Source organism: Candidatus Njordibacter sp. Uisw_056 (genome assembly GCF_047730085.1).
Taxonomy (GTDB): Bacteria; Pseudomonadota; Gammaproteobacteria; order Pseudomonadales; family Balneatricaceae; genus Njordibacter.
Map to the genome: position 1 here is coordinate 2,649,424 of NZ_CP159830.1, position 20,280 is coordinate 2,669,703.

The following is a 20,280-nucleotide window of genomic DNA, read 5'->3' on the forward strand; positions in this document are numbered from 1 at the left end:
AAAGTGCGAGTGACTTTTTCATAAATTTTTACTCAGTATGAATTTCCTAACGTATCAATGCCTCACGTTTGCCGCATGGGCTTTAAAGCCACCTCTAGACTTAGGACTCAAACCAATAAAGGTTCTGCAAACACTGTTTGGCTCTGCGCTGTCACCTAGAGGTTTCAATAACATCTATTGTTAACTAAGAAAACTCACTGCGCCACTATAGGGCCAAGGTTTTACTCACTGTATCAAAAATGTATTCCTGCTCACTTCCATCAGGCATTTTAATGTCCAGCTCTATATGCGTAGTGCCATCTCCTAAGGTGTCTTCGAATTCAGCTTCAACTAGCTTGCCACCAGTGCTTTTCTCTAAACTTTTAACGATATCTAATAACTCATATTGAGAGATAAATACTTCTAACGTATCTTTTTGAAGAAATATTTCATTATTGATCGTATTAAAAATATATTCCTGCTCACCACCATCATCCAGTATTACTTCAAATTCAATATGAGAATTTCCATTACCAATGTCACGTTCAAACTTAGCCGTCGTCACTTTACCTGTTGATTGGTTTTCAATGGTTTCAACAATATCCACAAACTGGTTATTGGCAGAGAGAAAGTCTTCAATCTTAGAAGACTCATTTTCATATAATCCAACAGGTTTTTTGCCGTAAATAAGGGCAATGATAACTGCAACTAATAAAATTATTCCCACAGCAAAGAACGTGGTCTTTGGCATTATTTTTCTTCCTATTTAGATGGCTGCATTTTATTCAGCGGTCATTGAAATAACTGACAAGGAGTATTGGTTCATTACAAAAACCGAATTTGGTGATTAGTTCAACCCCTTAACCCCAAAAGCTCTCTGTTTACGCGATCGAGTGACTAGGGATAGTTTTAGAAAATTATTAGACCAAGAACTAACTGCACTAACGCCTTCAATAACAGGTTAACCAACCAAAGAGTGACGTTATCATTACCCTAGTTACCCAATTTTGTACGGGTATTTGTTCCGTCTTCCTTCTCAGCATTAGCTCTCATCCAAACGAGTAATGTGTGTTATCAACCACAGTTTTTGGTTAATCTCCGATACCACATTAGATCACTACACTTGCTAAGTTAACAAAAAGCATTGTAACCGTTATCAGCACACTGGCGTTATGCAGACGTTTGAATGACTTTTCATTACTTTCATCACGGCTCTTATTAGTCATTGGAATTAACCCATAAGCCAGTGTAGCTAGGGCAAAAGTGGCGATGCCTATGTAAGCTTGCGTATTCATATCTGACACTACAGAAGCTAGAGTATTTAACAAACCCAAAATTGACAGCAGAATAAAAAACTTAGGGAATACCTTACGTAAAAGTGGGCCTGAACGAACAGGCCCCAAGCCACCAAACACAGTGGGCGCAATTATTGTAGTTTGAAATAAAATAACACCGACTGACAGACCACTTAAAAATAATGGCAGATTGCTTAACATGTGTAATCCCTACTTTATAAAAAAATGTATCAAAAAAATTCAGTTATTAACCTATAATTTAGGCCGTGAAACCTATTTAAGTTCAAACGCTCGATAGGCTTTTGCTTGCTTTACTAGGGCTGTGCGAACGTTTTTTTCGCTATAGCATGGTTCAAGAAAAGGCACAAAGAACTGAGTGCCTGTGGAAAGAATATAATAGCCGTCAGTGCACAAGGCCAACATTTTTGCGTTAGGATCGACAATATTAAACACGCCATTTAGTGCTGAGCAAATAACATTAGAGTGGTCTTGATTCATATGCTCAATCATTGCTTTCTCGCCGTTGTGCCAATCTGGGGCAGAGGCAACCCAGTGGGTTATGTCTAACCAACCAATTTGACCAAAACCACCGATCCATCTAGCCTTCAATATGTTTAATTTATACAAGTGGAAACCATGTATGTGGGAGTAACTTTCACTTTCAGGGGAAAGTTTAAAGAATCTTGTTTGGCAGGTTTTCACCTCATTACTGGGGATCTTAATTAGATCTCCAATTAAACTGAGCCTGGCGCTGTTCTGCTTATCACCTTCTGGGTTGACTGAAAATATAGTGACACAGCCTCTTGAGTCACTAAGAATATTTTTTGTATGCTCTGCGATATCACTAATATATATAAATAGCTCCCTATTACTATGGGAGACGAATGTGACAAAGCTACCAAAAGGGTAGCCATCTGTGCTTTTTGAAAGGGTTGATAAAACGGCCGTGTTACTAGACCTAAAAAGATTAACTGCATGCAGTTCGTAATGAGTGTTAGATGTATTCATAACTAATCGTAATTAATTGACAATAAATATAGTTAGCGGGCTATTGGCTAACCTAAGCAAAAACCTAAGCAAAAAACGCCTGATACAACATGTGTTGAGATAATCACACCTTTAAATAAATGATAATGATTCTTATTAGTGATTGCAAGTGGTATTAGGGTTAAATTTACGGGTTGCGTCTTCAAACTAACTGACCTTATCTGTTTTTAGAACGTGGAGTAATAACCATGCATAAAACTTTAAACTGTAGTCAAATATCACTTGCAGTCACGAATGAGAATGATTATCATTAGTGGGAATTTTTAAAGCCCAAAGGAGAGGTTTTATCCAAATGATTAACCAATTACTCACCGAATTTTATCTCAGCCAGTGGCAACACACTGCACCATTGCCTGCTCAACCAAAGGGGACGGTAGACCCCCTAGTCCAGCTACAACATCAGAATACTGATCAATCTAAGTCTTTCGATGAAGAGCAAGAGGATGCTTATTGGCTATAAAAATTTTACTAGCCAATTAGGTAAAATCCAGGGGGCATACATGTAAAGACTAAGGTACCAATAACTACCTTTGTCTGGAACCACTCCAGTCACCCTATAAATATTCGAATGTTATCGTATTTGGGTTGGTCCATGGCAGCAATTTTTAGCAGAATTAATGCACATGGTAAAATTTTAAACATGCTTATGCCAAGCCAAGGCACAAGAGAAGTGCCACGGTGGCAAACCTTAATCCAAAAAAATCGTATAAGCGGTTTTACCCACTTACTAACGTACTTTTCCCTTGAACACTTACCGAATGCACAATAGCAAGTTAATGCAAATGATAATAATAATGATAATGATTGCTATTAACAATAAACTTATCTAAACTCAAGTCCATGATTTTAACCTTTATTTTTATCGCGTTTAATGAGGATTCACTGTATGAAAAAATTACTAGCGCTAGCACTTTTGATTTCTGCGTCAAACAGTTTCGCACACACTGATAGCAGCGCATTGACGCATAATGATTTATCACTTACTGGGCAAATGCTAATAATGATATCAATCATTCTAAGTATCCTTGCGGTTAAAAGCTCTCATGTTTAGCATTACCGCAGTTCATGCCCATTGCGATATTCCTTGCAAAATTTATGACCCTGCGGTGGCTCAAATTGCCGCTCTTAGCGTTGTGCGCCTTATGGACATAATTGCAGAGCTAGCTGACGATCCAGATAAGGACAGCACTGCTCAATTGGCCCGATTGGTTGCGCAAAAAGAAGTCCATGCCGCGCAGGTTAAACATGAGATAACAACTATATGGGGAGATTACTTCAAGCAGCCGCAGATAGAAAAATTTCCGGATATTCATGAGATTACTCACCAAATCATGCAAGCTGCATCAAAGTGTAAACAAGGCATCGCACGAAGAGATGGCATTATATTAGTGGAGCAACTAAATCGTTTTTCAGAGATATTCTGGCACAGCAAAGATATAGTCACACACCGCGTTTTTGCTCCATACCCCCCAGCACTTGAGGTTGTTCATCCTTACCTAAAAGATGCTTAAAATGTTCCGTGTTGAGGGAGACAGTATGACCCCTCTTTTCGCTTCTGGTGACTTAGTTGGAACCTTTAATAGCCGTGCAAAAATAGGTAATGTTGTAGTGATGGACCTGCCAAATTATGGGTATGTGCTGAAGCGCTTGGAACAGGTTAGAAAAAAAGAGGTCATGCTGTGTAGTGACAATAAAGAAATATTTTCATCTTGCTGCGGCGTTTGGCAGTCCAAAAACCACCTGATTGGCAAGGTGCTATTTAAGATTAATCTAAATAGCAAAGCTTCTATTAAACTAGAACATTCATTACAGAAACTGTCCGGTATCGGCAAGAAAATTACATCTAAATTATGTTAAAAAGAAACCCATTAGTACAGAAATTTGGCCCTATCAAGCCGTATTAACTTTGCATAGACAGGTACCACAAACAAGCACGCTGTTTGATAATCTGGGCGATTTAGGTCATGTATAGCTGCTTAGGTCGAGGCTTGAAGCCTACTACGCCCCTTAGTGGTCGCTTTACACTGAACAGGCTTATCCCAAAAAACTGTTCTTTTTTAACACCAGCACTCTGCCCCAGCGCCTCATTCATCAGTCCTTTAGTGCTTCTATCTGCTCACGTATTTTCTCAGCTTCTTGGGTTGTCATAGAGTATCCCATGATGTCTCCTTTGCGCTGCAGTTGCATTGCGTCAAACAATAGTTTTTCATATTGTTTTTGTAGTTTTTTCGCTGGGTCCTTTTTAAACAATCCAAACATTAAATTTTTCTCTTTGTGGTTATTCTAGTTCTTACCCTAAGGGGTATATTGGCTTTTGGTCGGCGTTGCATACAATTATTAGCCTAAAAGAAATTGGCTTCAAACGACTAGAGAGCAGACTATTGGTCTTCTTAATTCAAGCAAATATTTTTACATTCACCAACCTATCAACGCCATGTAGGGGCTCAGGTTCGGTTTGCTAACAATCTTAGCTATAGTTTACAGCTGTGATATTGTTTTCTGGGAAATCTTTCCAGAACTTTACATATGCCTCAGGTAATACTTAGGTTCAAAGTTACCTTGTTCCCACGCCTTAAATTCTTCCCTAAGGTGCTCTATATGCCAATTGTGCTCGCTCTATATATTAGAACCCTATTGTTAAATTTTTTGAAGCAACACGAATTTAGGTGCTTGTCCAATATTTGAACACCAAAAATTACAGAGTTCAGTAATTGAACAACAAAATTTATGTTGAGAAAAAGCTAACTCGTTACAATAAAATACGGGTCCAAAAACGCTTGAAGTATTACCTTTAAAAGAGGGTAGAAAACCAAGGAGTGGTTCTTGAATGCACACATAAAAATTTCACTATCAGATGTTCGCATCATGATTCTAAGCGAGTACCCTCTGTCTACCGAAGAATATGGTCATCTGCACTACCATGGAGATGGCGTAAATAAAAGCGTTGAGGAAGCTTACGTTTGGTATCGTATCGCGCAATGTGCGGGTAATCGCAGCGTGGACTCAATTGTCCGCCACCTTGACTCTAAATTAATGACATCTACATGCCATAAACTGTCATCTAGGGCATTACATATTTATACGAGGGCTCTTACCCGTTAGTGTATAGAGCCCGTTACGCTATTTTCATAGCATCAGAGAAACCACCGTCACAGTAGATTAGGAGATCACTTTTCATCCATAAACACTAACTGAAAAATGAAAAAAATGTTCCCTAATTGAACACTAAAAACACTCTATTTATTAAACAAAAATGTGGTTTACTAATGAAGATATGTGGCATTTAAAAGATAGAAAAGAACTTCTGCTGTGTAACTTAAAAGCCTTGGTCGTAGCAACAGCCCTTGCCTCTTGCATAGCCCAGTATTTTATTGAAGATATGTACCTCGATTGGTTTAGATTCAGTGGATACGTAAGTTATTTGAGTTCGTTATAGACCTAAAAAGCCTAAGCCATTCAGGCGAGTGTTGTTATGCACGATATTTGATCGTTTTGTAAAAGATCACTCCAATTCTACTTCATATGTTTACGGCGCTTACTTTCATGAACAGCAAGTAAAGTAATGTAAATTGGCGGTCTCTTTTTACGTAGTATTGATATTCTCAATAATATCAGCCCTTACAGGCTAGCTTATTGTCCTAACCTGAGTTGTTAACCATAACCTTCATACTAGTCCGTGTGAAAAATAAACTTATAAAGTGTTCGATAACATTAACTAAAAAAGGATTTGAAATGATGAAACTTAGCTTATTGGCTCACCTAACCGCGGCGACTGTTGTGCTCTCAGCTGGCGCTACCCATGCTGAAGAAAAATCGGAACTTTCTATTGGAATGGTCTATGTTGGCGGCGACTCGGTGTATGCCAATGTTAAATCTTCGTCTGCTATAATGCCTTCTATTAGTTATAGGTCAAACAAGCTTAATGTTAGCGTGCAAGAAGGTTTGGCTTATAAGGTTACTAGTGGAGACAAGGTTTCCGTAGGAGTCTCTATAAGACCAAACTTTAGACCCTACAAAAGCAGTGATTCAGCTGATCTAGCAGGGATGACCAGAGATATGTATGTTGACGGTTCGTTAAATGCATCGTATAAACTCACTAGTTTTTTAACAGCAAAGCTTGAAGCTGCCACAGAACTATCCAGTAAGTTCAGTGGTAATTCTGTAGGTTTATCTCTCGGTCAACAAGCTCTAATTGGTGGACAACCGTTTATTTTCCAGGCTGGCGCAAAGTGGCTTGATGCAAAACGGGCAAACTATTTGTACGGGGTTAAGGCTAGCGAAGCGAATGGGCAACGCGCGCAATACGCACCAGGAAGTGCGATTTTACCTTACGTATCTGTTCAAACGTTTCACCCCCTTACTAAACAAACATCACTATTTGCTAACGTTAATGTCAACTTTTTGCCAACTAACTTGACAGATAGCGCCATTGTTAAAAGTGGAAGTTCGGTATCTACTATTTTGGGTTTTAATTATAGTTTCTGAAGTTAATTTGGCACTGCTTAGACGCAGATAACGGGGTGCAAAGACTTGTGTTGCAGGCAGTCAAGCCCCCTGTTGTCGGTTAGTATTCGGCGCAGCTAGAGTCGCTTTGTATTATACCAGTCGGCAGCTCTATTGGACTAAGATCAAAGTTGCAATGGCCTCCAGTAACGTGATGCCTTTTACAAACAACCAACCATTGTATGGCTAAAAAACGCTGCTCATGAGTGAGTGCCAGTTAATCTGTTATTAACTTAAGCCGATTAAAAGGACCGACGAGGCTCAAAAGAACCCCGCGGCCAAAGAGTGTTTATGATTGAAGCGAATAGCTTCATTACGGACGATAGCAGTGATCACTTTAGCCAACAATACTACTTACACAGCTTTACGTTACTTACACAGCCTTACAGTACTTAACTAGATGCCAGTATGAAAATGGTTGCAGTGATCGGTTTTGCTGGCTGAGCCATGTCAATGCGGTTAACTATTGATCATGAGCGACTAATTGGCCAGTCAGCAGCATCCACAGAATCAAGTTGAGAGTCGAAGTTGTCGCCACCCCATTTTTTAATAAAGTCTCCTTTAGGGTCATAGATTTGTGTTTGTTTCGTTAAGTTAAAGCGTCTGTGGCCGCGCGGGTCAGCACCCACGCCAGCAAGATACTGCCAGTTACCCCAGTTTGAGGCCACATCATAATCAACCAACTGCTGCTCCATATAAGAAGCGCCATAGCGCCAATTGAGGCCTAGTTCATGCACGAGGCAGCTAGCAACTAACTGGCGGCCACGATTACTCATATAACCAGTGCTATTAAGCTGTTTCATAAAAGCATTGACGATTGGATAAGGGGTATTACCATTACACCACTTCTGGAATCGTTCTGGGTAAAAACTAGTGGCGGGTTTAGTCAACTTGAGCCCACTAAAACTAAATAGCTTCTTTCCATGCCGATGGGCATACAGCTGATAATACTCTCTCCATAGCAGCTCAAAATAAATCCAATAAGTAGAATCGTTTGCGCCTTTATGGTGCTCATAGGCATGCAATACTCGTAGAATTTGCCTGGCAGATAGGCAGCCATTAGCAAGCCAAGGCGAGAATTTTGTTGAATAGTCCATGCCTTCTAAGCCATTGCGTGTCTCTTTATAGGTGCTGGCAAGCTCAGAATTAAAGTAATTTTTTAAATGTGCAAGCGCCCGTTGCTCGCCACCTTCAAACAATAGGTTATCTACTTTTATGGGGCTAGGGTCTGGCCATGGTATAAAAACTGCAGGGCTTGGCGGCATACTTGCCAACTTAGGCTGGGGTAGTTTAATACTGAGGTGCTCAGTAAGCTTGCGAAACTTTGAAAAACTGTCAGGCAGTTCAGCTATGGGGAATGGCAACTCAGCAATTTCAAATAAGGTGTGTGTTGTGATGCTCTTAAAGCCAATAAACGGGTAACGTTTAATGAGGCGTTGCCAATTTAGTCGCTCATAATATCCTGCAGCTTCACTACAATAAATGTGCCCAATATTATGCTGAGTGATGAGCTGTGGGATAATATCCAGCGGTGAGTCATTAGTAACCATAAGCTGCTGACCCAGGTTTTTAAGGCTCTGGTGTAAATCGGTAAGCGACTGCTGCAAAAAAAACTGCCGGTGAGGCGATAAGTTACTCGGGGCGCGCAAACTAGAAGGTGGTTGTTTAGGTTCTAGGCAATAAATACAAATCAGTTGATCAACCTCAGCAGCTGCCGTTGCTAGCGCTAAGTTATCATGAATTCGCAAATCATTTTTAAACAAAAATAAGCCAACCTGACGGGACATTAATACGCACCTTTTGATTAATTTTATGGCGTTAATACTGCTTAATTTAACTTCTGCTAAGTTTAAACGTTTGCAAGTTTAAACTTAGAATAACTAGATTTAATGCAAATAAACCTTGGCATTTAACCCGCTTAATCTTACCAGATTATTTTTAAGTCACATTAGAAAGATCAAGTAATGGCCAAATTTTTAGAGTATTCATTTTAATGTTTTTCTGATTCACCATGAACCGCACAAGAATAAAGTAAATGTCCAAATCAAAACGATCGTCATCTTTAGCAAGATCAATCACATTATTACCTAAAGTAGAGGGAGAGTTACCCTGATCAAGAAGCTGGTAACCTAGGTCATAAATATCTTCAAAGATTGGCAGCTTAGCAATATAGCGCCAGCGGTCAATGACATGGAAGGCCACTTGGTCGGGGCATTGGGGGTCTCGTTCTTCCAGAAGAATAGGGCCAGCATAGGGCCATAGTTTTATCTGATAATTTTTTAGTGCAGCCCCCATTCGATCATTATAACTAGAAGCAGATTCGGCCCCATGGCAGGCGCCAAAACACTTTTTTAGCTGCGAACGAAAACAGGCTTGCTGGGCGTTCCGTGCACCCTCCAACCCCAGTAGCTTGTGACATAAAAAGTACTGGTCAGCTAGTTTTTCCATTTGTTGAGCGGCTTGGCGTGGAGAACGAAATAAACCAAACTGCTCTTCAACGTCTGTATCTGCTGTTTCAACAGTTTCAATAGTCAGGCGCAAGTAACCATTACTGTCTTTAGTACTGCGGTATTGAAATAATTTTTTTACTTTGCGCAACCGTCGATTGTAGAGCGGGGCAAGTGCTTTAATCTGATTACTTTCACGGACTTGGGCACCAAAGTCGCTGGGGGTTTGTTCAAAATCAACTTGTGCAATTTTGGTACTCATCTGTAGGTCTTTTGGATTTTTGTGGTCAGAGCTGAAGTGGCTTAAAACTCGGTTACGAATATTCACACTTTTACCAATATAAAGCAGAGCCCCTTTTTCATCATAGAAATAGTAAACACCCGCACTAGAGGGTAACTTTTCTACGTCTTTGGCGTCGAGTAAAATGGGCAAGGTTGCTCGCTTAAGAAGTACTTTACAGGTGGCCGCAATCTCATCATCTGAAAATAGCCCTGAAGACTTTTGGAAAAACTGATAGATCATCTCTGCATCATCAAGTGCCCTATGACGATTTTCAATAGACAGACTAAAGCGCTGAATAATTTGCGAAAGGCCATGTCGCTTAAATTGAGGATATAGGTTTCTGCTAAACTTTACTGAACATAGGGGTTTGGCGTTATAACCGATGCCCGCGCGCTCAAATTCGTTTTTTAAGAAGCTATAGTCAAACCGCGCATTGTGAGCTACCAATGTGCGGCCCTTTAATTTGCTCAATAACACTTCAGCAATGTCACAAAATTCAGGTGCACCGTTAACCATACCTGGGCTAATGCCTGTGAGCTTTTGGATAAAGGACGGCACGGGTACTTTTGGGTCGATGAATGTTTGCCACCTCTCAATCACTTTACCATTTTCAATAACGATTAGACCAATTTCAATAATGCGGTGATAAATAGCTTTGCCACCGGTGGTCTCGCAGTCAAGCAGTACCATACGGTCTGGAAAGCCTGAGGAAAGAAGCGCAGGTGTGGGTTGGTGAAGTAGGTTTAGTTGCATCCACTACCCCCTACACAACAGTCACAGATGCTCTCTGTCTCGTCTGAGCTTGCCTTTGTGCACATAGCTTTTTTGCTCATATGATTTATTTAGGTTTCCAAGTATTTTAATATCGATGCTAAGTTCTAGGCCCTTTGATATACCAACTGCTTAACTTTTTTCATATTACCGAGCTAAGTGTAGGATTGCTCCGGGTTTTGGCGCTATAAAAAATTCAGGTGCCAAATTGCGATCTTTAAGAGCTTGAGCGAGCATTGCACGCGGCTCTTTAATAGGCTCGTCAGTTAACACAAATGTACCCCAATGCATGCCAAATGAACGCGTTACTTGCAAATCTAGAGCAATCTGGACAGCTTCATCTGGGTCAACGTGTTGATTTTTCATAAACCACCTTGGTTTGTAGGCCCCAATGGGAATAAAGGCCACGTCTGGGGTTCCCAACCGTTTTTGAGTGGCAACAAAATCATTGGAATAACCCGTATCACCGGCATGATAAATCGATAGACTTGGGCTCTTCACAAACCAACCTCCCCACAAACTGCTGTTGCGTCCAGTTATCCCTCTGCCTGACCAATGTTGCACGGGCGTAAAGGTAAACTCAGTTTGCTTAATTTCAATGTTTTGCCACCACCTAAATTCAGAAACATTAACCATTCCATTTGAATCTAGTAATGCTTTGTCACCTTGGGGTACCAAAAAAACGAGTTTGGGATTATTTTTCTGCAATATTTTAAGGCTGGGTAGATCTAGGTGATCGTAATGGTTATGACTGATGACAACAACATCAATGCTAGGCAACTGCTCTAATGACATGGCGGGTGGGATTAGCCGCTCAGGGCCAGCCCAGCCTACGGGTGATGCCCTATTTGAGAAAACCGGGTCCGTCAGCACTGTCACATCACCCGTGTTAATTAGGTAGCTCGAGTGCCCAATCCAAATTGCGTAGTGGGTTGATTGGGGGTCAAGGTCCTGCCACTCATTGGAGACTTTGATATCGACTCTCTCTGGAGAGGAATCTTTAGTCAAGCGCCATTCTATTACATCACCAAGTTTTTTTGGCACTACGCTTGGGTCTGTATTACTAAACGTTTCCTCAACACTACAAGACGTCAAAGTGAGCACGATTAAAAGCCCTACAACCATCGCCACTAAGTATTTCTTTATTAATTTTGGAGCACTTAAATACATCTGGACTGCCTTCCGTGGATGGAGCTAAAGCGCGAACGATCTTGTTAAGCGCTGTTTTATTTAGCATTAGTTTTTCGTGTTTTTAATGGTACACCAAGCCAATCCTACCCCCTGTAAAAAACAGTCAAGTATTGTAAAACTTGTGTAATCTCACAGCAAAACTGCGTCAAAATTGATAAGTTTAATAAGCCAGCTAATGCAAAAAAGTTGGTTTTTATATAAAAGCGGTGTTGTGCACGTTTATGTTCGAATAAACGCACCAACACCAACCATAATGGTATAAAAAAAATTAGGGGTATCAAATGACTTATAACTTAACGTCCGCCGATCCGGTTGGCATGTCTTTTTGGTTAATTTCCATGGCGCTTGTTGCGGCTACAGCGTTCTTCTTCATAGAACGTGATCGTGTAGATGGAAAGTGGAAGACATCTTTAACAGTATCAGGCTTAGTTACGTTGATTGCTGCGGTTCACTACTTCTACATGCGTGATGTGTGGGTAGCTACCGGAACATCTCCAACCGAATTACGATATATTGACTGGCTGTTGACTGTGCCATTGTTGATGGTTGAATTCTACTTGGTTCTGTCTGCAGTGACAAAAGTACCAGCTCGCGTATTCTGGAAGTTGCTAGTGGGTTCTATTGTTATGCTGGGCTTCGGCTTCGCTGGTGAGACAGCCATGATGAATGTTACTTTAGCCTTCATCCTAGGAATGGCTGGTTGGGCATTCATTGTTTGGGAAATCTTCAAAGGCGAAGCTAGCCAAATCAATGCTGGACTTTCAAATGCCAACGTTCAAAAGGCGTATAAGTGGATGCTTATATGTGTAACCATAGGGTGGTCTATCTACCCTATCGGATACTTCTTTGGCTATATGGCCGGCGGTGCTGATGCAGAAATGCTGAACATTGTTTATAACCTAGCCGACTTTATAAATAAGATCGCGTTTGGTGTGATTATCTGGGCTGCTGCAGTAGCGGATTCAGATTCAAAAGCATAATTTGAGCTGTTCGAACGACAGGAAGAGTCAGGTTTACTGACTCTTCCATTTTTGCGTACTAATATAAGCAGTTAAATAACAATAATTGATTAAGGGTACGATTAATGTCCCCAATAAAACAGACCAACGGGTTGAACTTGCAAACTCAGCTAACCGCTTTGTATAAGCAAGAAATGCCGCAGCCCCAAAGTAGCTTGGCAATTGCTGCTGAGTACCACTTTAAAAACCCTGGCAAATGTTTCAGAGCGCAACTGGCGTTATCCAGCGGGTTGTCTCTGGGTTTAAATACAGTAGATAATTTACATTGGGCAGCCGCATGTGAGCTGCTGCACAACGCCTCCCTTATTCACGACGACATCAGTGATGCCAGCACCCATAGGCGAGGGCAAGAGAGTATCCATCAACATTTTGGGCCTGACATGGCACTGTGCCTAGGCGACTGGATGGTTGCCAAAGCTTTTGAACTGGGCGCTAGAAACACACAACACAGCAGTAGCTTGGTGGCTCTTTTGGCGCAGGCAATGCAAAGAACATGTAGTGGCCAGATATCTGACATCACCCAGCGTGAGTGTGCTGAATTAGCACAGTGGCAAAATATCGCCAAAGGAAAGACTGCACCCCTTTTAATTGCTCCTATTAAAGGTGCGGCCATTGCTGCTGGCCTAGGCCCAGATATTTCTGGCTTAGAGCACCTTGTAGGTCTTTGTGGCCAAGCTTACCAAGGCCGCAATGATATTGAAGATATTATTCCATCAAGCCATCGCTCAAGTGACCTTGATGGGCGCAAACCTAATTTAGTGGTTAGTTTGTTTGCTAAACAAGGTACTGGCTTCAAAGATTTTTTAAGCTGGTATGAATCAGAAGATAGTCAGCAATTAGGCCATTGGCAGCGCCGCATTGCTGCTAGTGATGTGATTTTTGAAGCCAATGAGCTGGTTGATTACTGGTTGCTAGAAGCTGACCAACTGGTACCTTCGTTACCTCGTCAATTGCACACTGTGACTCAGAGTTTAGTAGACGCTGTAAAGCAGAAAAAAGAAATAAAACACCAAGGGTTGATCGCTTGACATCAAAAACGTTTGGAGCCGGTAAAACGGTGGTAGTGATCGGGGCTGGATTCGCTGGTATTGCAACAGCATTAAGACTTAAGGCCATAGGATATAACGTTACCTTACTAGAGCGCTTAGACAGCCTTGGTGGTCGCGCCCAAGTATTTGAGCAAGGCGGTTACCGCCATGATGCAGGCCCTACTGTAATCACCGCGCCATTTTTGTTTGATGAATTATTTGAGCTTTTCGATGAGAAGCTTGCAGACCATTTAAACTTTGTACCGTTAGACCCCTTCTATCGGTTTCACTTTGCTGATGGCAGTCAATTTGACTACCGTGCGAGTATTGAAGACACCTTAACTGAGATTCGGCGCTTTGAACCAGACGATGCAGATGGCTATCTGAGGCTTTTAGAAAAGTCTAGGAAAGTTTATAACGTAGGCTTTAAACAGCTTGTCCACCGGCCGTTTACGCGCATATGGGATATGGTCAAGCAGGTCCCCGCACTACTGATGTTGAAGTGCTATAAGACGGTATCACAAATGGTTAACAGCCACCTGAAACACCCATTGATCCGCCAGGCATTTTCAATTCATCCTTTGCTCGTGGGTGGTAACCCCTTTAAAACCACTGCTATCTACACCCTAATCCACTACCTTGAGAGGCGTTGGGGGGTGTTTTTTTGTATGGGAGGCACTGGGAAGCTGGTTGAAGAATTGACTGCATTAATGCAACGCCACGGCATCACTATTCAGCTTAATGCTGATGTTGATGAAATTATACTTGAAAATAATTGTGCTGTTGGTGTTCGCCTCAGCAATAACCAAGTCATCGATGCTGACCTCGTTGTGTTTGGTGGTGACCCAGAAACCTGTTATCAACACTTATTACCGCAAACAAAGTTACGCCTGCCGAAAATAAAGAAACATTACAGTATGGGCCTTTATGTGCTTTATTTTGGTACAAAAAAACTCTACCCCGACGTGGCTCATCACAGCATTTGGATGGGCGCCAGATTCAAAGAACTTTTGGCAGAAATCTTTGACGCCAAACAGATGAGTGAAGACTTCTCACTTTATGTACATCGCCCTACAGCAACAGATAAAAGCTTTGCCCCTGAAGGTTGTGAATCGTTTTATGTACTCTGCCCAGTTCCCAACCTGCAAGGTAACGTAAACTGGGAAACAGAGGGAGAAGTGCTGCGTGATCGCATTGTCACAGCGTTAGAAGACACCATACTGCCCGACCTTTCGAATGTTATTGAGGAAGTTTTTTGGATGACTCCAGAAGATTTTGCTAAAGATTACCGTTCTATGCATGGCGCCGGATTTTCTATTGAACCACGGCTTACTCAATCAGCTTGGTTTCGGTTCCATAACCGCGATAAAGCAGTGAACAACCTCTACTTTGTTGGCGCTGGCACCCACCCTGGTGCTGGGTTACCCGGGGTGGTTAGCTCTGCTAAGGTAGTAGAAGAGCTGCTGACTGGTGTTGAGGTGGGTTCGGGCGGCTAAACTATGAAAACTCCTCAGTTAGGCCATTTAAGCCCTAGTAGTTCGCAACCACAGCAGATACTGGCTCGTCATGGCAAATCATTCTATTGGGCTAGTAAATTTCTTGGTGCAGATCTGGCAGAGCGCGCTGCGCAGCTTTACCTCTTCTGTCGCTATGTAGACGATTTAGCAGATGGCGACTTGCCTGACCGGCAAGAATCACTTGAAGATATTCGCGCTCGACTAGATGGCAAGCATGTTTCTGCTGGGCCTGAAATTGAAGCGTTTATTAAATTAGCTGATACACATAACATTCCACTTAGTGCTGCTGCTGAACTGCTAGACGGTATGCTTAGTGACCAGCATCCCACGGCTTTGGTCGATGAAGCAGAACTGCTGCGCTATTGCCACTCTGTTGCGGGCACCGTGGGCCTAATGATGTGCCGCGTACTCAACTGCAAAGAACCTAGAGCCGAGAGCTTTGCTATTGACCTAGGAATTGCTATGCAACTCACTAACATTTCCCGAGACGTGTTAGAAGATGCTCAAATGGATCGCCGATACTTGCCTTCTAGTTGGGTTAATTTTACCCCACAACAGATTGCAGAAGCAGGTGTTAACTGCCAGCAACCTGTAGCATATGCGATAACACGTTTGTTGAACCTTTCCGAACAGTATTATGCTAGTGCACAACTTGGTATACGTCTGTTGCCTTTTAGATCAAGGCTATCCATTGCCATAGCATTAAGGGTATACCGCCAAATTGGCTGGGTACTTAAACGACGCAATATGGTTTGGTGGCAGGGCCGAGTGATGGTAACAGCGGGCGAAAAAGTGCTACTTAGCCTTCGAAGTATGGCTGATTTGCGACCAAAAGTAGTGCCCCCACATGAAACTAGGCTACACCATCATTTACAGGGATTAGCCGGTGTTCAGCCCAGATGAAACTATAGAATTAGACATTGCTATCATCGGTGGTGGCAGTGCTGGAATGGCGCTAGCGACCAAGCTAAATGGTTTACCAGCCACAGTGTTCGAGCCAAGAACAGCGGCTGAGCGAGATTGTAGCTGGGCTCTTTGGGCAAAAGAATCTCAACTAAAAGAATTAAGCACATCTGTCCAGGGTAGCTGGGATCAATGGCGTATTATTGATCATAATCACGAAGTCATTCACCAAAGTGACCAATATTGCTATACCGCTTTGAGTGCAGGAAAATATTTAAACCACTGTGAAACTAAATTAAAAGCACCTATAAATCTGGTGAGGGAATCCGTTGAGAACCTGGTTGGTGAGAGAGGTGGTGGACAATTTGAGGCTGGGGGTCAGCATTATAGGGCGAAGACTATTTATGATAGCCGCCCACCAAAACTTGAAGACAATAGCTTGTGTCAGCATTTTATAGGTTGGGAAATAATCCTTGCCGAACCTATAGAGAATGCTGACATTGCCACTTTGATGGACTTTCGTGTGGACCAATCTAGAGGCTTACACTTTATTTATGTACTGCCCTACTCAGATCGCCATTTACTGGTCGAATCAACAATGATTTCAACACACATAGAAGACAAAGATTGGTATCGCAGCGCCATCAGGGGTTGGCTTGCTGAACGCAACATGCAGGTGCAGTCGAAGGTGAGGGAAGAGTTTGGCGTTATCTCTATGGCAACAGTGGCGCCGCATAATTCTGAAATCAATCATATTGGTACTGCTGGCGGTGCAGTGCGGCTTTCCTCTGGCTATGCTTTTAGCACTATTCAAACACAGATGTCTTCACTGGCTAAATCTATCACGGTTGGCAGTCCTCACTTACCCAAAGCATTTTCTAAAGGTTTAATTTTTATGGATAAGGTCTTTAATCGGGCTCTTAAGGCGCAACCAGATCAGGGGGTTAGTTTTTTTATGGCAACAGCTAGGGCGCTTGATGCTGACCAATTTTCACACTTTATGCTGGGTAAGGCAGGGGTCATTGAATGGCTAAAAGTAATACACGCCATACCCAAACGACCCTTTATAAAAGCTGCACTGAAGCAATGTTTTAGCCATGACTAGCCTAGATGTCTTAGCTATGGCTGCAGTGTTGCTGTTTGGCGTGCCCCATGGCGGCCTAGATGGCGCTATAGCCCGCCGCAGCGGGTGGCCCAAGGGATTCATTTCATGGTTTGGGTTCAATCTTACTTACGTCCTTCTGGCAGCTTCGGTGATATGGATTTGGTGGCAATGGCCATTGCTGGGGTTGGCCGTATTCCTAACAATCTCAGGACTACATTTTGGTAGTAGTGACATTGTAACTACAAAATCAACCCTAGCAGAAAGACCTGTCTATAGATGGCTCCCCTTGTTGGCACATGGTGGCCTAGTGCCTATTGCCATTCCCAGCCTGCAGTCATCACAGGTGCAGCCATTATTTACCCTTTTGGTGGGTGAAGTGGGCACAACAATGCTTATGGATGCCGTTAGCCTACTGTTTTTACCATGGCTAGCCTGCTTCGCTGTTTACTGTGGTTATGCCACTGTTTACCCAGCATGGCGCAAACCATTACTTAATCTAATCATAGTATTAATTTTAGTATTCTGGCTGTCGCCACTGGTTAGTTTTGCCCTGTATTTTTGTGTATGGCACAGTCGTTGCCATACCCTGCGAATATGGCGCAGCCTTAAAGAAGAAAGTGAACGCCGGCGCAGTTTAATAGAGGCAGTTATCTACTCTGTGACAGCCTGGGTTGCTGCATTAGGGTTTTACATAGTTTTTCAACAGTCTTTTACTACAGCACTTATACAAATAACTTTTATTGGTCTGGCTGCGCTTACTGTGCCCCACATGTTATTGGTAGACTTTGCAGACAAACTAAAACGCCGTCACCTATGGCCATGACCATTCAAAAATAATGTCTTGGCAACTCATGTACAAGGGTAAAAGTGCGAAAAAATACAGAGCTTAGCCCCTAGAGGCATAAGATTTAGCCTTATAAATAACATTGAACGCCGTATATTGTGCAGTCAAGAATCATTTTAATGGCCCTATTTATGTTGTGTAGTCTGCTGACAAGCCGATTATATAATGCTAAAACTTGTGCCCTTAATGAGACGTATCTATAATATTACCCATGAACACATTTGAATTTGATGACTTAAAAAGCCCAATTATACAGGCCCCTATGGCAGGTGGAGTAAACACTCCTGAAATTAGCAAGTGCAGTGGCTAACTTTGGTGGAGTAGGCAGTTTTGGCTTTGCTTACACCACACCAGAAAATATAGAAAAGTCTCTACTAAGTACAAAAAAACTGACATCTGGGCATATAAACGCTAATTTTTTTGTCTTTAAAGATATAAAACTGCCAAACAAAAATATTCAAAATACCTGTATTGAAGCATTAACTTCGTTACCATTTAATGAAGGTGTTGAATTTACAGTGCCCTCATTTCCTTTTTTTCCATCACTGAATGACCAATTAGGCCCCATATGGGAGAGCCGTCCCTCTATCCTGACTTTTCATCTAGGGGTTCCTGATCTTTGCATTATAGAAAAAGCGAAGTCTCTAGGAATTAAAGTAGGAATAACAGCAACGAGTGAGGCTGAAGCAATCATTGTGGCTAACGCTGGGGCTGATTTTATTGTAGCTCAAGGTATTGAGGCTGGTGGGCATAGGGGTGTATTCAATCTAGAAAGTGAAGATCATCAGCTCACACTTGAAAACCTTCTTTTAAAGCTACGCAGAACAGTGTCTTTACCCCTAGTTGCTGCTGGTGGGCTAATGGATGGGGCAGATATTAGGCGAGTGATGAGCCTTGGCGCCAGTGCGGCACAATTGGGTACGGCTTTTTTGTGCTGTCCAGAAGCAGGAACCAGCGCTGTTCATAAGCACTACTTACTCAACAGCCATGATAGAAAAACAGAAATCACTCAGGCTTTTTCTGGCAGGCCCGCTCGAGGAATAGATAATACGTTTATACATCTGATGAAAAACAAGCCTACTCTGCCATTCCCAGCACAGAATTCCCTCACTGCCCACTTGAGAAAGACCGCGCAAGACACTTCTAGTGGGGAATTTGTAAGCCATTGGGCTGGCCAGAATTTTAAAAAAATACGCCCTCTTCCCTGTTTACAGGTTCTACAGCTACTCAAAACAGAGTTAGAGAGACCATAGTAGACATTAAATTCATAGCCGAATGAGTCTAATGGTATTCCCTGTCTCTATACTCACGCTATTTTTTAAATAGCTTAGGGTAAAGTTAACCCAACTAACTGATTTATCTCAGTCGTCAGACTCTTTATTCCTGTCCGCACGGTCTTGCTGCCGCCTTGGTGCGCCAAAACGAAATTCTAAGAAAGTGAGCACAAGCCCTATAGACATCATAGCAAATACAAACATGGCAATATTAAACAAGTTGTCAGCAATCATGACTCATCCCTCCGGGCTAGGAGACTAGATAATTTAAAGTAGATGCCAAAGGCCAGTATAGACGGCACCCATATGGCAGTGAACAACCCTTCTATCTGTTTCCCCTCAAACCAGAGCAAACCAGAAACTGCAAAGGACACGGCAACCGCCAGCAAGATGAATAAATCTGATAGTTTGAACATACTAATTTCCTTACCTAATAGTTAACGTTTGTCCGAATAAGGGCCCGGATCCTCCCTTCTAAACTTGGTGGAACCCAACTGAGGCTAACAACAGTCCAGAGATAGTAATCGCTGCTGGAATGCGAAGACCTACAAGACCAAACACGTCTACCATAGAAGGAACCAAGGCAGTTAACCCAAGTGGCACCCACAAAAAAAATGGCGTCGCAATTACCACACCCAGCCAGCCAGCCAGCCGTAAAAGACTCAAGCGATTCGTTTGAGCAGCGGGTGGGGATACTTTGTTTTCATCATTCATTACTTCGAGTTTAGTTTTCATTTCGCTCTAAGACACTATCTTATTAATAGATGATACCAGATTGCTGAAAAGATTTTGAAACTAACGTCTCGTGAAGCTGATCAAACAATTAGTATCTAATATCGAGCTTTTCACACTATTAACCAACGAGTGGTTTATTGCCCATCTTAGCACCACCAAAGCAACTACTGGGCCACGAACTACTTAAAGTTTCATTAAAGTAATAAGGCAAGATAATGTGTGAAAAAGTCTTACTTCTATTAGATCAGAGCCTAGCTGTTCAAGGTAGCTTAGGCGCAGTAAAGTATTGTAAAGCCCCCTATAAGAGCCATAACAGGTGTTAAATCTCATATTAGCAGG

At 42.2% G+C, this 20,280-nt stretch carries 21 protein-coding genes; 11 read left to right on the forward strand and 10 right to left on the reverse strand.

Translation table 11 applies throughout. The annotated features are described in order from the left end of the window. Positions 1-205: 205 nt before the first annotated feature. The 3 genes from ABXT60_RS12690 to ABXT60_RS12700 all read right to left on the reverse strand — a co-directional run bounded on the left by ABXT60_RS12690 (position 206) and on the right by ABXT60_RS12700 (position 2,282). Positions 206-730: a hypothetical protein gene (locus tag ABXT60_RS12690; RefSeq protein ID WP_443630461.1), complete on the reverse strand. Its 525-nt coding sequence runs from the start codon at positions 728-730 to the stop codon at positions 206-208. 358 nt (positions 731-1,088) lie between these two features. After that, positions 1,089-1,475, reverse strand: coding sequence for a DUF4149 domain-containing protein (locus ABXT60_RS12695; RefSeq protein ID WP_443630462.1), 387 nt, complete (start codon positions 1,473-1,475; stop codon positions 1,089-1,091). Positions 1,476-1,547: 72 nt separating this feature from the next. Further along, entirely contained in the window at positions 1,548-2,282 is a 735-nt protein-coding gene (locus ABXT60_RS12700) for a HugZ family pyridoxamine 5'-phosphate oxidase (protein WP_443630463.1), read from the reverse strand. Between the two features lie 331 nt (positions 2,283-2,613). On the opposite strand from ABXT60_RS12700, the gene ABXT60_RS12705 reads away from it, so the two are divergent. The 3 genes from ABXT60_RS12705 (at position 2,614) to ABXT60_RS12715 (ending at position 4,178) form a co-directional block, all read left to right on the forward strand. After that, positions 2,614-2,781 (forward strand): hypothetical protein, encoded by a 168-nt coding sequence (locus ABXT60_RS12705; RefSeq protein WP_443630464.1) that lies wholly within the window; start codon positions 2,614-2,616, stop codon positions 2,779-2,781. Between the two features lie 583 nt (positions 2,782-3,364). Then, positions 3,365-3,832 (forward strand): superoxide dismutase, Ni, encoded by a 468-nt coding sequence (gene sodN, locus ABXT60_RS12710; protein WP_443630465.1) that lies wholly within the window; start codon positions 3,365-3,367, stop codon positions 3,830-3,832. Position 3,833: 1 nt separating this feature from the next. Continuing rightward, entirely contained in the window at positions 3,834-4,178 is a 345-nt protein-coding gene (locus ABXT60_RS12715) for a S24 family peptidase (RefSeq protein ID WP_443630466.1), read from the forward strand. Between the two features lie 234 nt (positions 4,179-4,412). Here the strand turns inward: ABXT60_RS12715 and ABXT60_RS12720 are convergent, their stop codons facing one another. After that, positions 4,413-4,580 carry a DUF6435 family protein gene (locus tag ABXT60_RS12720; RefSeq protein ID WP_443630467.1) on the reverse strand — a complete coding sequence of 56 codons (168 nt, stop codon included), beginning with the start codon at positions 4,578-4,580 and terminating at the stop codon, positions 4,413-4,415. Between the two features lie 1,473 nt (positions 4,581-6,053). Here ABXT60_RS12720 and ABXT60_RS12725 point away from each other — a divergent pair. Continuing rightward, positions 6,054-6,806 carry a MipA/OmpV family protein gene (locus tag ABXT60_RS12725; protein ID WP_443630468.1) on the forward strand — a complete coding sequence of 251 codons (753 nt, stop codon included), beginning with the start codon at positions 6,054-6,056 and terminating at the stop codon, positions 6,804-6,806. Between the two features lie 488 nt (positions 6,807-7,294). On the opposite strand, the gene ABXT60_RS12730 is transcribed toward ABXT60_RS12725, so the two are convergent. The 3 genes from ABXT60_RS12730 to ABXT60_RS12740 all read right to left on the reverse strand — a co-directional run bounded on the left by ABXT60_RS12730 (position 7,295) and on the right by ABXT60_RS12740 (position 11,495). Next, positions 7,295-8,611, reverse strand: coding sequence for a DASH family cryptochrome (locus tag ABXT60_RS12730; RefSeq protein WP_443630469.1), 1,317 nt, complete (start codon positions 8,609-8,611; stop codon positions 7,295-7,297). Positions 8,612-8,762: 151 nt separating this feature from the next. Continuing rightward, entirely contained in the window at positions 8,763-10,307 is a 1,545-nt protein-coding gene (locus ABXT60_RS12735) for an exonuclease domain-containing protein (RefSeq protein ID WP_443630470.1), read from the reverse strand. Positions 10,308-10,472: 165 nt separating this feature from the next. Next, positions 10,473-11,495 carry an MBL fold metallo-hydrolase gene (locus ABXT60_RS12740; RefSeq protein WP_443630471.1) on the reverse strand — a complete coding sequence of 341 codons (1,023 nt, stop codon included), beginning with the start codon at positions 11,493-11,495 and terminating at the stop codon, positions 10,473-10,475. A gap of 338 nt (positions 11,496-11,833) precedes the next feature. On the opposite strand from ABXT60_RS12740, the gene ABXT60_RS12745 reads away from it, so the two are divergent. The 7 genes from ABXT60_RS12745 (at position 11,834) to ABXT60_RS12775 (ending at position 19,185) form a co-directional block, all read left to right on the forward strand. Then, positions 11,834-12,496, forward strand: coding sequence for a bacteriorhodopsin-like (locus tag ABXT60_RS12745; RefSeq protein ID WP_443630472.1), 663 nt, complete (start codon positions 11,834-11,836; stop codon positions 12,494-12,496). A 104-nt stretch (positions 12,497-12,600) separates the two neighbouring features. Then, entirely contained in the window at positions 12,601-13,563 is a 963-nt protein-coding gene (locus tag ABXT60_RS12750; protein ID WP_443630473.1) for a polyprenyl synthetase family protein, read from the forward strand. Beyond that, complete coding sequence (crtI, locus tag ABXT60_RS12755; protein ID WP_443630474.1) at positions 13,560-15,059, forward strand: phytoene desaturase family protein; 1,500 nt, start codon at positions 13,560-13,562, stop codon at positions 15,057-15,059. Before ABXT60_RS12750 ends, crtI begins: the two co-directional genes overlap by 4 nt. Before the next feature lie 3 nt (positions 15,060-15,062). Next, positions 15,063-15,983 (forward strand): phytoene/squalene synthase family protein, encoded by a 921-nt coding sequence (locus ABXT60_RS12760; protein ID WP_443630475.1) that lies wholly within the window; start codon positions 15,063-15,065, stop codon positions 15,981-15,983. Continuing rightward, the gene (locus ABXT60_RS12765; RefSeq protein ID WP_443630476.1) at positions 15,967-17,088 is read left to right on the forward strand and encodes a lycopene cyclase family protein; all 1,122 of its coding nucleotides are present in this window, start codon (positions 15,967-15,969) and stop codon (positions 17,086-17,088) included. Before ABXT60_RS12760 ends, ABXT60_RS12765 begins: the two co-directional genes overlap by 17 nt. Continuing rightward, positions 17,081-17,911, forward strand: a complete 831-nt coding sequence (locus tag ABXT60_RS12770; protein ID WP_443630477.1) for a Brp/Blh family beta-carotene 15,15'-dioxygenase — start codon at positions 17,081-17,083, stop codon at positions 17,909-17,911. Before ABXT60_RS12765 ends, ABXT60_RS12770 begins: the two co-directional genes overlap by 8 nt. Positions 17,912-18,216: 305 nt before the next feature. Beyond that, positions 18,217-19,185 (forward strand): NAD(P)H-dependent flavin oxidoreductase, encoded by a 969-nt coding sequence (locus ABXT60_RS12775; RefSeq protein ID WP_443632112.1) that lies wholly within the window; start codon positions 18,217-18,219, stop codon positions 19,183-19,185. 108 nt (positions 19,186-19,293) lie between these two features. On the opposite strand, the gene ABXT60_RS12780 is transcribed toward ABXT60_RS12775, so the two are convergent. The 3 genes from ABXT60_RS12780 to ABXT60_RS12790 are packed head-to-tail and all read right to left on the reverse strand — an operon-like array spanning position 19,294 to position 19,941. Then, positions 19,294-19,440 (reverse strand): hypothetical protein, encoded by a 147-nt coding sequence (locus ABXT60_RS12780; RefSeq protein ID WP_443630478.1) that lies wholly within the window; start codon positions 19,438-19,440, stop codon positions 19,294-19,296. After that, on the reverse strand, positions 19,437-19,622 hold the full coding sequence (locus tag ABXT60_RS12785) for a hypothetical protein (RefSeq protein WP_443630479.1): 186 nt from the start codon (positions 19,620-19,622) through the stop codon (positions 19,437-19,439). Before ABXT60_RS12785 ends, ABXT60_RS12780 begins: the two co-directional genes overlap by 4 nt. 58 nt (positions 19,623-19,680) lie before the next feature. Beyond that, complete coding sequence (locus ABXT60_RS12790) at positions 19,681-19,941, reverse strand: hypothetical protein (protein WP_443630480.1); 261 nt, start codon at positions 19,939-19,941, stop codon at positions 19,681-19,683. Positions 19,942-20,280 lie beyond the last annotated feature (339 nt).

What these genes read in the sequence shown, in the direction of transcription:
- ABXT60_RS12690 (WP_443630461.1), bottom strand. Translation starts at nt 730, where the DNA reads ATGCCAAAGACCACGTTCTTTGCTGTGGGAATAATTTTATTAGTTGCA.
- ABXT60_RS12695 (WP_443630462.1), bottom strand. Translation starts at nt 1,475, where the DNA reads ATGTTAAGCAATCTGCCATTATTTTTAAGTGGTCTGTCAGTCGGTGTT.
- ABXT60_RS12700 (WP_443630463.1), bottom strand. Translation starts at nt 2,282, where the DNA reads ATGAATACATCTAACACTCATTACGAACTGCATGCAGTTAATCTTTTT.
- ABXT60_RS12705 (WP_443630464.1), top strand. Translation starts at nt 2,614, where the DNA reads ATGATTAACCAATTACTCACCGAATTTTATCTCAGCCAGTGGCAACAC.
- sodN (WP_443630465.1), top strand. Translation starts at nt 3,365, where the DNA reads ATGTTTAGCATTACCGCAGTTCATGCCCATTGCGATATTCCTTGCAAA.
- ABXT60_RS12715 (WP_443630466.1), top strand. Translation starts at nt 3,834, where the DNA reads ATGTTCCGTGTTGAGGGAGACAGTATGACCCCTCTTTTCGCTTCTGGT.
- ABXT60_RS12720 (WP_443630467.1), bottom strand. Translation starts at nt 4,580, where the DNA reads ATGTTTGGATTGTTTAAAAAGGACCCAGCGAAAAAACTACAAAAACAA.
- ABXT60_RS12725 (WP_443630468.1), top strand. Translation starts at nt 6,054, where the DNA reads ATGATGAAACTTAGCTTATTGGCTCACCTAACCGCGGCGACTGTTGTG.
- ABXT60_RS12730 (WP_443630469.1), bottom strand. Translation starts at nt 8,611, where the DNA reads ATGTCCCGTCAGGTTGGCTTATTTTTGTTTAAAAATGATTTGCGAATT.
- ABXT60_RS12735 (WP_443630470.1), bottom strand. Translation starts at nt 10,307, where the DNA reads ATGCAACTAAACCTACTTCACCAACCCACACCTGCGCTTCTTTCCTCA.
- ABXT60_RS12740 (WP_443630471.1), bottom strand. Translation starts at nt 11,495, where the DNA reads ATGTATTTAAGTGCTCCAAAATTAATAAAGAAATACTTAGTGGCGATG.
- ABXT60_RS12745 (WP_443630472.1), top strand. Translation starts at nt 11,834, where the DNA reads ATGTCTTTTTGGTTAATTTCCATGGCGCTTGTTGCGGCTACAGCGTTC.
- ABXT60_RS12750 (WP_443630473.1), top strand. Translation starts at nt 12,601, where the DNA reads ATGTCCCCAATAAAACAGACCAACGGGTTGAACTTGCAAACTCAGCTA.
- ABXT60_RS12760 (WP_443630475.1), top strand. Translation starts at nt 15,063, where the DNA reads ATGAAAACTCCTCAGTTAGGCCATTTAAGCCCTAGTAGTTCGCAACCA.
- ABXT60_RS12770 (WP_443630477.1), top strand. Translation starts at nt 17,081, where the DNA reads ATGACTAGCCTAGATGTCTTAGCTATGGCTGCAGTGTTGCTGTTTGGC.
- ABXT60_RS12780 (WP_443630478.1), bottom strand. Translation starts at nt 19,440, where the DNA reads ATGATTGCTGACAACTTGTTTAATATTGCCATGTTTGTATTTGCTATG.
- ABXT60_RS12785 (WP_443630479.1), bottom strand. Translation starts at nt 19,622, where the DNA reads ATGTTCAAACTATCAGATTTATTCATCTTGCTGGCGGTTGCCGTGTCC.
- ABXT60_RS12790 (WP_443630480.1), bottom strand. Translation starts at nt 19,941, where the DNA reads ATGAAAACTAAACTCGAAGTAATGAATGATGAAAACAAAGTATCCCCA.